Source organism: bacterium, from assembly GCA_016703265.1.
In the GTDB taxonomy this organism is placed as follows: domain Bacteria; phylum Krumholzibacteriota; class Krumholzibacteriia; order LZORAL124-64-63; family LZORAL124-64-63; genus CAINDZ01.
In genome coordinates this window covers 81,261-93,311 of the sequence record JADJCK010000014.1, presented here as the reverse complement: position 1 = coordinate 93,311, position 12,051 = coordinate 81,261, and the positions used below count along the sequence as shown (strand labels likewise).

Here is a 12,051-nt window from a genome sequence, read left to right as displayed (position 1 = left end):
CACGGAGCCCCGGGTCATCGAGGGAACTCGTCCTGACCAGCCAGTCCGACGGGACGCCGCACGCGGGGTGACGACGGTGCAGGGCAATCTCTACATCGGTCCGAGCCGGGATATCCGGGACTTGTCTCCGCTGGTCGCCCTCGATTCGTTGCGTGGCACCCTGTCCATTGTTCGCAACGACTCGCTGATGAGCCTTGTCGGTCTGGGTGAGGTTGGCACCAATGTCGTCAGCGTCCAGATCAGCTACAACCCCTCAGCTGCGGAGTCTGCACGGACTCCGAGGATCTGCGCGCGCAGTGGAATGATGGCCAACTCCAAATTGACCGGTGTGCGGATTGGCCAGCCTGATGGCCTGCCGACCTCGTGTTTCAACGTGGTGCGGATTGCGCAGCTGCCGGCCCTGGAGGGCCTCGGTGGACTCCGCGGGCAGTCCGGCATGGCGGAGTTGGTGCTGTACGATCTTCCGGCAAACTGTACCCTCGGGGAGCTGCCGGCACTTCCCGATCTGGAATCTCTCGAACTGACCAGGCTGTCCGGCGTGCGCCGGCTTGATGATCTGCGCGGCCTGTCGGGGTTGCATTCGTTGAAGATCAACTATTGCGACTCGCTGACCTCCCTGGAAGGATTGGGTGAAGCCGGTTCGGTGGACAACCTGAACCTGTACTCGTTGCCGTCACTTCGGTCGTTGACGGGGCTGGAGGGGCTGACTTCGCTGCCGAACCTGAACGTCTTCGATTGCGATGTCCTGATCGACCTGTCGGCCCTGGGTTTCATACCGGATTGCAGTACCTGTCTCTCGTGGCCTGCCCGGGCGTCTTCGACCTGTCGGCGCTGGGTGCGGTACCTGCACTGGAGAGATTGTACCTGGGCTACCTGGACGGGCTCCTGTCCCTGTCGGGCCCGCAGGCGTTGGATCAGCTTCGGCAGATCCGGGTCAGTGGCTGCAACCAGTTGACCAGCCTTTCGGATTGCCGGCGATGCCGGTGCTCGAGCGCCTGCAGGTCGCGCGGTGCGCCCGGTTGAGCACCCTGCAGGGCCTGCCGCCGGTGCCGCAACTGCAGGGCCTCGCTCAGTTGGTGCCCGATGGTGACATCCTGGTCGGGCTGCCGGACCATCCCGGATTGATCGGTCGGTATGGCTCGGACCTTGTGGGGCTGGCGCGCTGAACGGCTTTCCACCGCGGCGGACGCCGAGATTGATCTGTACCGGCTCACCTGCGCTGCAGGACCTCCGGGAATGGAAGGCGGTCACTGCCTGCGCCGAGCTCCAGGTGTGGCCGTTGGTCTGGCGTGCCTAGGCTGGGCGGGTTGAACCTTGAAGACGTCTCCACCGGCTGAGGCCTCGACAGCAACACCAGCCTGTACGACATCGGTGCGCTGTCGCTGACCGCGCCGGTAGAAGAAGTCGACATCAACTGGAACAGCGTCCTCGACCAGTGCCGGGCGCTGGCGCACATCGCCACCTGGCCTGACGTGACCATCCTCAGCGTCAGCCGCAACGGACCCTGCGCACCACCCTCCGTCCTGCTGGCCGGCGGCGCCCCGCCGGCCCCGGCAATGCCGCAGCTCAGTACCCCGCCACCCCGCCGTCAAACGATCGCGAGTCCGCCGCCCCGTACCGCCACCCGGTCTCGCGGTCGACCGTGATGCCCATCGCGATGCCTTGCGGCGCGCGCTTCTTCACCGGATGGCCCATCGCGGCGTAGGCGCGCCGCACTTCGGGCGGGAAGCCGTGCGCCTCGAACTGCGTCACGTCGGGCAGCCACTGGTGGTGGAAGCGCGGCGCCTCGATGGCGGCGCGGATATCCATGTCGAACGCGAGCACGTTGAGCACCACCTGCAGCACCGTGTTGATGATGGTGCGGCCGCCGGGACTGCCGACCACCAGCACCGGCACGCCGCCCCGCGCCACGATCACCGGCGTCATGCTGGAGAGCATACGCCGGCCGGGGGCCACCAGGTTCGGTGCGGTGCCGATGTTGCCGCGGCGGTCGGTCAGGCCGGGTACGGCGTTGAAGTCGCCCATCTCGTTGTTCAGCAGGAAGCCCGTGCCCGGGGCCATCAGCGTGGAGCCGTACGATTCCTCCAGCGTATAGGTCAGCGAGACGGCGCCGCCGGCGGCGTCGACCACCGAGAGGTGGGTCGTCTGCTCGCTCTCGGGCGGCAGGTTGGCGTCGTTGAACGCGCTGCTGTCGCTCGCCGAGGCCGCCAGCCGGTTGATGGACTGCGCCAGTTGCGCGGCGCGTTCGCGCCGGAGCATCGGTTCGGCGGTGGGCGGCGGGCTGGCGTCGGGATCGCCCAGGTAGCGCGCACGATCGGCATAGGCGCGGCGCATCACTTCGGTCAGCAGGTGCAGGTAGGCGGTGTCGTTGTGCTCGAGCCCCTCAAGTCCCGCACTGTCGAGCATGTTCAGCATCTCGATCAGCGTGATGCCGCCTGACGAGGGCAGGCCCATCGCGACGATTTCGTGGTCCTTGTACGCACCACGCACCGGCTCGCGCTCGACGGCGCGGTACGCGGCCAGGTCCGCCTCGGTGATGAGGCCGCCGTGGTCGCGCATGTAGGTCGCGAGCAGGCGCGCCGTCTCGCCGGTGTAGAAGCCGTCGCGACCATGGTCGCGGATGCGCGTGAGGGTGGCCGCGAGGTCGGGCTGGCGCAGCGCTTCTCCCGCGCGGCAGGCGCGGACGCCGTCCGGCAGGAAGGCGGCGCGCGTGGCGGCGTGCAGCGGATCGGTGGTCGAGGCGAGCCAGTCGCACCAGTCGCGCATGCCCTGCGAGAAGGCGAAGCCGCCGGCTGCCAGGTCGATGGCCGGTTGCACCAGTTCGGCCCAGGGCCGGCTGCCGTGGCGCTGGTGCGCCAGCCACAGGCCGGCGACGGTGCCGGGCACGCCGACCGAGAGCGGCCCGCGGTGATTGCTGGTGTCACGCACGGCGCCGCGCTCGTCCAGGAACATGCGTTCGGTGGCGGCCGCCGGCGCCGTCTCGCGGAAATCGTAGCTCGCCGCCCGCGACTGCGCGTCGTGGTAGAGGAGGAAGCCGCCGCCGCCGAGGTTGCCGGCCGCGGGGTAGACGACAGCCAGGGCGAATGCCGTCGCCACGGCAGCATCGACGGCATTGCCGCCGTCCTGCAGCACCCGGGCGCCCACGGCCGAGGCCAGGTGGTGGTCGCTGGCGACCAGGCCGTGGCGCGCCGCGACGGGGGGCGGGGTTGCCGACGCGGCACTGGCGACCAGCAGCATCAGGGCAAACGTGAAGACTCGCGCAAGGACACGGGACATGGTCCAACCTCGAGGTCGGGATCACGACAAGATACGGCGCGAACCCGACCATCCTACCAGCCTGCCTCCTTCATTGATAGACGCAGATCAACGGCGCCGGCGCGCGTTCCGGCGACGAATCGCCAACCAACCTGAAGTTCGAATTGCGGCGCGGCGGGCCAGGACCCATGCTGGTCGGCATGACCAACCTTCGCCTATGGCTGCCGGCCCTGGCCGGTCCGCTCATCGTCACCCTCGGCCTGCTGGATCTGCACAGCGCGCCGTTCGTCTTCCTTTTCTACCACGTGATCCTCTGCCTGCTGGTGCCCGCGCTGGTCGCGCGTCGCGATGGTCGCAGTCTTGCCGTCCACCTGCGCGAGCTGGGGCTGGCGCGCCGCGGCCTGCAGGCAAGCCTGGCGCTGGGCCTGGTGTCGGCCCTGGCGCCGCCGGCGGCCTACATGCTCCTGCCGCAGGCGTTCCCCGACACCGCGCGCCTGCAGGCAGCGCTCGGCGACTGGGGCCTGGCGACGACGGCACCCGGCAGCTTCCTGTTCTTCATGGCGGTGGTGAACGGACCGGCCGAGGAGCTGTTCTGGCGCGGTTGGCTGCTGCGCTCGCCGGCGACGGGGCGCGGCGCGAAGGTGCTGCTGGCGATGCTGTTCACGTCGTACCATGCCGTGACCATCGGCCGCCTGGCGCCGTCGACGGGCGCCGCGGCGCTGCTGGTGGCAGGCGTGTTCGGCGCCGCGATATTCTGGACCTGGACGCGCGTCCGCTGGCAGTCGGTCTGGCCGGCGCTGCTGTCGCACACCGGCGCCACCTGCGGCTATCTCTTCATCTGCGCGCAGCTGCTCGATCGCGGATAGGCTATTTCAGGAGCACCATGCGCGTCGTGGCGACGCGGCCTTCCGCCGCGAAGCGCGCGAAATACACGCCCGAAGCGCGCCCGTCCGGCTGCCAGTCCACGGTGTGCCGGCCGGCGCCGCGTGACTCATCGACCAGCACTTCCACCAATCGGCCGGTGGCGTCGAAGATCTCCAGGCGCGCATGCGCCGGACTGCCCAGCGAATAGGCGATCGTCGTCACCGGGTTGAACGGGTTGGGGTAGTTCCGATCCAGTCCGAAGCGGGCGATTGCCACATCACCGACACCGGACAAGCCGCTGACCGTCACCAGGCCGGGTTTCAGTTCCACGTCGTCGCCGCAGGGGCCGGTCACGGTCAGTGAGACATCGTAGGCTCCTGGATGGGCGTACACATGCGTCGGATTCTGCACGGTGTCGGTCTGGCCGTCGCCGAAGTCCCACAGCCAGCCGGCAGCATCGCCGGTCGACTGGTCGGTGAACGCCACCGTCAGCGGACCCGCGCCCGTGGACTGGTCGCCGGTGAAGTCCGCGGTGACCGGGCCGTCGACCACGACGGCGCCCGGCACCGTCAGGGTGTCGGCGCCGCCGGGCCCGAAGACGACCAGGCGCACGTCGAACGAGCCGGGTACGGTGTATTCGTGGGTCGGCGCGGCGGCCGTGTCCGTGGTGGCATCGCCGAAATCCCAGCTGCGACCGTCGATGGGTCCTGTCGACTGGTCGGTGAAGGTCACGTTGAAGGGTGCGCAGCCGCGGAGAGGTTCCGTGGCGAAAGCGGCCAAAGGCGGCAGGTCGCCGGGAGCGCCGACGGCCGCCTGCGCGTCGACCAGGCCGTACCCCGTGTAGCGGTCCCAGCCCGCGACCGATTCCACGCTCACGATGTCGATGGCCGTGCCGGTCAGCCGCGCGCGCACCTGCGCCGGCGTCCAGCCCGGGTTCTGCGCGCGCACGAGCGCCGCCACGCCGGCGGCGTAGGGCGTGGCGCACGAGGTGCCGTTGAAGAACGGCTCGTAGTCGCCGGGCTGGTAGCCGCCGCTGCCCGAGATGTCGGTGGTCGGAAGGATGGTCGGGGCCACGAGGTCGACGGCGCCCGCGTGGTCGACGGTGGTGCGACCGTAGTTCGAGCCCCACCAGCGCTCGCCGTCGCAGGTGGTGCCGTTGGGGTCGGTGGAGACGCCCGGGTTCAGGTCGGCACCGGCACTGCTGGAACGCTTGCGGTCACCGCACGGCGAGGCTGCGCCAACGGCGATCACCAGGGCGTTGATGGCCGGGTAGCTGACGGTCGAGGCATTCTCGTTGCCGGTGGCTGCAAACATCACCACGCCCGCGTTGTTCGCATAGGTGATGGCGGCGTCCATCACGGAATTGCTGGTGAGCGCGGCGCCGAAGCTCATGCTGGCGATGTCGGCGCCGTTGTCGGCCGCGAAGTACAGGGCGTTGGCGGCGGCCGCCAGCGTCATCGAGCCGGTGGCCGTGGCGATCTTCAGCGGCATGATGCTGCAGCCGCCGGCGATGCCGGCGGCGCCCAGGCTGTTGTTGGCGACGGCCGCGGCAACGCCGGCGCAGCAGGTGCCGTGGCCGGCGGCGGCGCCCTCGTCGTGGGGGTTGCCGTCGTTCGAGCCGAAGTCGTACCCGGGCACGCGCAGCAGGTCGGGATGCGCGGTGTCGACGCCGCTGTCGATGATGGCGATGATGACGTCCGCATTGCCGTAGCCCTGCGTGCCGCCCCAGGCGTACCGGGCGTTCGTGTCGAAGCCGACGGTGCCGACGCCGGCCCCGGTGTGGTTCCAGGTGGTGCCCCAGCCGTAGGCGGGCAACTGCGCGGTGTTGTCGTGGCCCCAGTTGGCGGCCTGGTTCGGGTCGTTGGGAACGGTGGCCGGGAACACGTACCAGTCCAGTTCCACCGCTTCGAGGTTCGGGTCGGCGGCGAGTTGCTCCGCGAGATGCGGCAGGTCGGTGTCCGCGGCCACGGTGGCGGCATACCAGCGGTCGGTGGCCGCTTCGGCCCTGGCCGCCTTGTCGGCCACGTTGACCAGCACGCGCTCCAGGCGCGAGACGCCCGCGCCGCGAAGCAGCCCGTCGAGCGAGGCCAGCCCCGTGCGGGCCCCGGCCACGGCGCCGCCCTTGTCGGCAGGCGCCGCGAACGAGGCCTGGCGCAGCGCCGCCGGCGTGAACTTGATCAACACGCGACCGGGCGCGAACGTGGCGACCGGGTTCGCCTGCGGGCGGTACCCTGCCTGGGCCGGGACGTAGTCGCGCAGCGGGGCCGGGGCGGCATGCGCGGTCCGGGCGGCCGGGGCGAGTGTCGCAAAGGTGAGGGCCGCGACGAGGATCGCCGACGGGAACGAAGCGGACGGCACCCGGTTGGATCGGGTCATGAACGGCACCTCGGCGCAGCGCGCGGGTTCAGGAAATCGGCCTTGAACTCAGATTATATGGACGCAGTCTCACGCAAAGGTCACAACGGCCGCAATTTAACCTGAATGCTGGTCGCGGCCCCCCATCCTGGGGTAGCATGCGCCGCAACGGGGAACGACCCGGCCACACCGCCGTCTGGAGACCGACTTGACCTCGACCCGCACGGTCGCCCGCAACACGCTGTACCTGACCATCGGGCTGTTCACCGGGCGCATCCTCGCCATCTTCGTGTACCGCAAGATGGCGCCGATCCTCGGCACCGACGGCATGGCCATCGCGAACCTGGCCACCGACGTCTCGACCATCATGCTGGTGATCGCCAACTACGGCCTGGGCACGCTGATCACCCGCGAGGTGACCCGCGAGCGCACCATGACCATGCCGGTGATGTGGGCCGCGCTGAAGATCCGCCTGGGTCTGGCGTTCCTGTGTTTCGTCGGCCTGTACGTCTACGCGGTCGTGTCGGGCTTCGAGCAGCTCGAACGCAACGCCCTGTACATCATGGGTCTGGGTGTGTTCATCGAGGCCTCGGCCATGGCCTGCGATGCCGTGCTGCAGGCACACGACCGCGTGGTCTCGCAGATGTGGGGGCAGATCGCCTCGGCGATCGCCTACTTCGGCCTGGCCTGGTGGTGGCTCGACGCCGGCTACGGACTCATGGGTGTGATGTGGGCCAACGTGGCCAGCCGCGTCGTGCGGCTGGCGGTGATGGTGCCGCTGATGCTGCGCGGGACCGGCCCCTGGATCCTCAACCCGCCCGGTCGCGACCTGGTGAAGGCGGCGCAGTCGCGCGGACTGCTGACGCTGGCCTGGCCCATCTTCCTGGCGTCGACGTTCGGCGTGCTCTACTACAAGATCGACACGCCCCTGCTGCGCGCGATCATGGACCGCGATGCCGTCGCCGTGTACACGAACGGGCACCGTGCGCTCGATTTCCTCTCCTACCTGCCGGGATTGTTCGCCACGGCGATGTTCCCGACGCTGCTGCGCGCCGCCAAGGACGAGGGCGGCATGGAGCGCGTGAGCGAACGTGCACTGCGCTACCTGCACCTGCTGGTGATGCCGGTCACGCTCCTGTTCATGCTGGCCGCCGAGCCCGTCACGATGTGGCTGGTGAAGGGCGAGGCCGGGTTCACCGATTCCATCCGCGTCTTCCGGGTCGTGATCTGGGGCATGCCGTTCATCGCGGCGACCAGCGTGCTGAACCGGATGCTCTACACCGCCGGGCGGGAGCGCTCGTTCGTCGTCATCGCCCTCGTCTCGCTGACCTTCAACCTCGTGGTCAACGTCCTGGCCATTCCCCGGTACGGCTACATGGGCGCCAGCGTCGCGGTGGTGGCCAGCCAGGCCGTCAGCACGCTGATGCACTGGTACTACATCCGGCGGGCCGGGCTGCAGCTGCCCATCATGCGCTCGCTGTTCAACGCCACCGTGGCGTTGCTGGCGACCTGGATCTGCACCTCGGGCCTGGCGCAGCTGCTGATGCCCCGCTGGGGCACCACCTGGCTGGCCCTGCCCATCGACGCGGGCGTCGGGCCGACGTTCACGGTCATCGGCCTGGCCGTGCTGCTGTACGTGCCGGCGGTCCTGCTCACGCGGGCGCTCACGAAGGCGGACCTGCCGGTGATGATGTCGCTGGTGAAGCGCGGGTAGGGCCGGGGGGGCGGGCGCCGAACCGATTGACGCGCCGCCGGGCCGCGCTGTAGACTGCGCCCCCATGAACATCCAGATCCACGCCCTGCCGCTGCTGATCTTCGTGTTGTGCGTGTACGCCATCGCGTACCGGTACTATTCCGCGTTCCTGGCCGCCAAGGTCGCGGTGCTCGACGACACGCGGGAAACACCGGCCATCCGCCTGAACGATCACCAGAACTACCATCCCACGCACAAATGGGTGCTGTTCGGCCACCATTTCGCGGCGATCAGCGGGGCGGGCCCGCTGGTGGGCCCGGTGCTGGCGGCGCAGTTCGGCTTCCTGCCGGGGCTGCTCTGGCTGGTGATCGGCGTGGTGCTGGCCGGCGCGGTGCAGGACTTCCTGATCCTCGCCTTCTCGGTGCGGCGCAACGGGCGTTCGCTGGCCGAGATCGCGCGCGTGGAGATTGGGCCCGTGGCCGGCGGCACGGCCGCCATCGCCATCCTGTTCATCATCGTCAATGCGCTGGCCGGGCTGGGCCTGGTCGTGGTCAAGGCGCTGGGCGGCGAGACGCTGGTGCGGCCGGACGGCACGCTGTGGCACGTCCCCGGCTCGTCGTGGGGGCTGTTCACCATCGCCTGCACGGTTCCCATCGCGCTGTTCGTGGGCCTGTGGATGTACCGGATCCGCAAGGGGAAGGTCGTCGAGGCGTCGATCATCGGGGCCGTGGCGGTGCTGGCCTGCACCTGGGCCGGCAGCCTGATCCCGGGCAGCCCGCTCGAGCGCTACTTCAGCCTGTCGCAGCACGGCGTGACGATCGCCATCGCCTGCTACGGGTTCATCGCCTCGGTGCTGCCGGTGTGGCTGCTGCTGTGCCCGCGCGACTACCTGTCGTCGTACCTGAAGATCGGCACCGTGCTGGCGCTGGTGATCGGGACGATGGTGGTCAACCCCGAGCTGAAGATGCCCGCCTTCACCGAGTTCACCGGCGGCGGCGGACCTGTCGTGCCGGGCAAGGTGTTCCCGTTCGTCTTCATCACCATCATGTGCGGCGCCATCTCGGGCTTCCATGCGCTGGTGGCCTCGGGCACCACGCCCAAGATGATGTCGCGCGAGTCGCACGCGCGGCCGATCGGCTACGGGGCGATGCTGATCGAGAGTGTGGTCGGCGTCGTGGCCCTGATCGCGGCGACGGCGCTGGACCCGGGCGACTACTTCGCCATCAACATCGACCTTGCGAAGCAGCCGCAGTGGCAGCCGGCGCTCGAACGCATGGGCTTCGTGATGCACGACCTGCGCGCGCTGGAAGCCGCCGTCGGCGAGCAGTTGCAGGGACGCACCGGCGGCGCCGTCTCGCTGGCGGTGGGCATGTCGCAGATCTTCGCCGGCCTGCCGTTCTTCCGGCACCTGACGGCGTTCTGGTACCACTTCGCGATCATGTTCGAGGCGCTGTTCATCCTGACGACGATCGACACGGGCACGCGCGTGGCGCGCTTCCTGGTGCAGGAGCAGATGGGGCGCTTCTCGCCACGGCTGGGCCGGCCCGACTTCCTGCCGGGCACGCTGCTGTCGACGGGGCTCATCGTCTGCGCGTTCTCGTACTTCATCTGGACCGGCAGCATCGACACCATCTGGCCGATGTTCGGCGTCTCCAACCAGCTGCTGGCCGTCGTCGCGCTGGCGGTGGCGGGCACGGTGCTGGTCAACGCCGGGCGCGCACGCTACCTGTGGGTGACGGTGACGCCGATGCTCTTTGTCGCGGTGACCACGACGACCGCCGGCGTGCAGCTGATCATGCAGCGGTTCTGGCCGCTGCTGCGTTCGGACGATGGCGCGCTGCGATTCCGCGGCGGCCTGAACGCCGCGCTGACGATCATCATGCTTGTCTGCGTGATCGTGATCCTGGTCGACGCGGCGCGGCGCTGGCTGGCCGTGCGCAAAGGGACGGCGACGCCGGTGGAGGACCTGTGCCCGGCGCCGTACGATCCCAATCGCCCGCCTGACCGCTGCTGCTGATCCCCCCGTGCGGCTGGACTGCCGGTTGGGCGCGGGCTATCGTTGGCTGCGGCGCCGGGGTGCACCGCAGGCGCCGGGACCGCGCCGACAGGAGGATTCCCATGGGAACCAGGGGACGTGAGATCATCGGGATGAACGTCGATCACCTGATCGACCTGCTCAACCAGGCCTACGCCAGCGAATGGCTCGCCTACTACCAGTACTGGCTCGGCGCCAAGCTCATCAAGGGGCCCATGAAGGACGCCGTGGCGGCCGAACTGACCCTCCACGCGTCGGAGGAACTGGCGCACGCGATGCTGCTGGCCGACCGCATCATCCAGCTGGGAGGCACGCCCGCGTTGACGCCCGAGGACTGGGCCGCGGCCAGCCCCTGTGCCTATGACGCGCCGGCGGATCCGTACGTGGCCGTGCTTCTTGACCAGAACATTGCCGGCGAGCAGTGCGCCATCACCACCTACAAGAACCTGATGGACGCCACCAAGGACAAGGACATGGTGACGTACAACCTGGCGCTCGGGATCCTGACCCAGGAGATCGAGCACGAGGAGGACCTGCAGGGCCTGCGCGAGGACCTGGACCTGATGGCCTCGCGCGGGGCGAGCTGAACAGTCCCCTTTCGGCCGGAACAGTCGAATGGGCCCGGCGCTTCGGTGGCGCCGGGCTTTTGTGTTTCGTGGCCATTCTTCGGTAAACCGCCCGCCCTTTTCGCCGAAATGATATTGAGGGAGGATTACTGATGCATGACGAGCCCAGCCAGGGCGAAACCAGTCGGGACGCGCAGCCGAGGCGCGCTCGCCCGGGACTTCGTGCCGCGTTGACCGCGCTGGTCGCCGGGCCGGTGGCGGTTTCGCTGGCCGTCGTGCTGCTTGTCGATCCGTCGCAGCGCCTGGTCGCGGCGGTGGCGGCGCTGGGCCTGTCCGTCCTTCTGGCGCACAGGCTGGCGGGGCGGCTGCTGCAGCCGCTGGCGACAGTCCGCGAGAGCCTCGAGCGCCTCGGTCGCGGCGAGTTCGGCAGGTCGTTGACCGTGCTCGACGACAACGAATTCGGGCAACTGGCCGACCAGGTGAACGAACTGGCCCGGCACCTGAAGAAGTCGCGCAAGCGCACCGAATCGCGCGAGCAGGCGATGATCAACACGCTGGGCCAGGTGGCCGAGGGCCGTTCCAGCGAGAGCGTCAACCACATGCACCGGGTCGGCGCCATGAGCGGCGAACTGGCCCGGCTGGCCGGCCTTCCCGACGACGAAGCCGAACTCCTGCGCCTGGCGGCGCCGCTGCACGACCTGGGCAAGGTTGGCGTTCCCGACGTCATCCTTTCCAAGCCCGGCAAGTACACGCCCCGCGAGTTCGCGGCCATGAAGTCGCACGCCGAACTGGGGCACCGGATCCTGTCCGGTTCGAAGCTGCCGGTCATGCGCGTGGCTGCGCTGGTCGCGCTGACCCATCACGAGCGCTGGGACGGCCACGGCTATCCGCGCGCGCTCTCGGGCGAGGAGATCCCCATCCAGGGGCGCATCGTCGGCCTGATCGATACCTTCGACGCCATCTTCAGCGATCGTCCCTACCGCAAGGCCATGTCCGTGGAGACCGGCCTCGGCATCATCCGCAGCCAGCGCGGGCATCATTTCGATCCGCGGCTGATCGACATCTTCCTGGAGAACCTGCCCGTCTTCCTCGCCATCGTCGAGCAGTACCGGGACCAGGCGCCGGCCGGAACCGCGACCGAGGTCGTGGAGCCGTCGCTGGCGTAGTGAACCCGGAACTGGCGTCATCGCCGCTCGGGACCTACCTTGACTCTAAATCGGACAAAAAGGTCCGAATATTGAACGAGGTTGATCAGCGACGCGGAACGGGACACCCGCCCGCCG

The 12,051-nt window shown here is 69.1% G+C and carries 9 protein-coding genes; 7 read left to right on the top strand and 2 right to left on the bottom strand.

What is annotated here, in order from left to right:
- Window positions 1-67 precede the first annotated feature (67 nt).
- Window positions 68-955, top strand: a complete 888-nt coding sequence (locus IPG61_19245) for a hypothetical protein (protein ID MBK6736160.1) — start codon at window positions 68-70, stop codon at window positions 953-955.
- Window positions 956-977: 22 nt separating this feature from the next.
- Window positions 978-1,166, top strand: coding sequence for a hypothetical protein (locus IPG61_19240; GenBank protein ID MBK6736159.1), 189 nt, complete (start codon window positions 978-980; stop codon window positions 1,164-1,166).
- Window positions 1,167-1,566: 400 nt separating this feature from the next.
- Here the strand turns inward: IPG61_19240 and ggt are convergent, their stop codons facing one another.
- Window positions 1,567-3,276: a gamma-glutamyltransferase gene (gene ggt / locus IPG61_19235; protein ID MBK6736158.1), complete on the bottom strand. Its 1,710-nt coding sequence runs from the start codon at window positions 3,274-3,276 to the stop codon at window positions 1,567-1,569.
- Between the two features lie 179 nt (window positions 3,277-3,455).
- On the opposite strand from ggt, the gene IPG61_19230 reads away from it, so the two are divergent.
- Window positions 3,456-4,121: a CPBP family intramembrane metalloprotease gene (locus IPG61_19230; protein ID MBK6736157.1), complete on the top strand. Its 666-nt coding sequence runs from the start codon at window positions 3,456-3,458 to the stop codon at window positions 4,119-4,121.
- Window position 4,122: 1 nt separating this feature from the next.
- On the opposite strand, the gene IPG61_19225 is transcribed toward IPG61_19230, so the two are convergent.
- Complete coding sequence (locus IPG61_19225) at window positions 4,123-6,495, bottom strand: S8 family serine peptidase (protein ID MBK6736156.1); 2,373 nt, start codon at window positions 6,493-6,495, stop codon at window positions 4,123-4,125.
- Window positions 6,496-6,682: 187 nt separating this feature from the next.
- On the opposite strand from IPG61_19225, the gene IPG61_19220 reads away from it, so the two are divergent.
- The 4 genes from IPG61_19220 to IPG61_19205 all read left to right on the top strand — a co-directional run bounded on the left by IPG61_19220 (window position 6,683) and on the right by IPG61_19205 (window position 11,934).
- Complete coding sequence (locus IPG61_19220) at window positions 6,683-8,188, top strand: flippase (protein ID MBK6736155.1); 1,506 nt, start codon at window positions 6,683-6,685, stop codon at window positions 8,186-8,188.
- 64 nt (window positions 8,189-8,252) lie between these two features.
- Complete coding sequence (locus tag IPG61_19215; GenBank protein ID MBK6736154.1) at window positions 8,253-10,184, top strand: carbon starvation protein A; 1,932 nt, start codon at window positions 8,253-8,255, stop codon at window positions 10,182-10,184.
- 101 nt (window positions 10,185-10,285) lie between these two features.
- Window positions 10,286-10,789: a ferritin-like domain-containing protein gene (locus IPG61_19210; GenBank protein ID MBK6736153.1), complete on the top strand. Its 504-nt coding sequence runs from the start codon at window positions 10,286-10,288 to the stop codon at window positions 10,787-10,789.
- Between the two features lie 131 nt (window positions 10,790-10,920).
- Window positions 10,921-11,934 (top strand): HD domain-containing protein, encoded by a 1,014-nt coding sequence (locus tag IPG61_19205; protein ID MBK6736152.1) that lies wholly within the window; start codon window positions 10,921-10,923, stop codon window positions 11,932-11,934.
- Window positions 11,935-12,051 lie beyond the last annotated feature (117 nt).

Excerpts from the sequence above, each read along its gene's own strand:
- IPG61_19240 (MBK6736159.1), top strand. The coding sequence starts at position 978 with ATGCCGGTGCTCGAGCGCCTGCAGGTCGCGCGGTGCGCCCGGTTGAGC.
- ggt (MBK6736158.1), bottom strand. The coding sequence starts at position 3,276 with ATGTCCCGTGTCCTTGCGCGAGTCTTCACGTTTGCCCTGATGCTGCTG.
- IPG61_19230 (MBK6736157.1), top strand. The coding sequence starts at position 3,456 with ATGACCAACCTTCGCCTATGGCTGCCGGCCCTGGCCGGTCCGCTCATC.
- IPG61_19225 (MBK6736156.1), bottom strand. The coding sequence starts at position 6,495 with ATGACCCGATCCAACCGGGTGCCGTCCGCTTCGTTCCCGTCGGCGATC.
- IPG61_19215 (MBK6736154.1), top strand. The coding sequence starts at position 8,253 with ATGAACATCCAGATCCACGCCCTGCCGCTGCTGATCTTCGTGTTGTGC.
- IPG61_19210 (MBK6736153.1), top strand. The coding sequence starts at position 10,286 with ATGGGAACCAGGGGACGTGAGATCATCGGGATGAACGTCGATCACCTG.
- IPG61_19205 (MBK6736152.1), top strand. The coding sequence starts at position 10,921 with ATGCATGACGAGCCCAGCCAGGGCGAAACCAGTCGGGACGCGCAGCCG.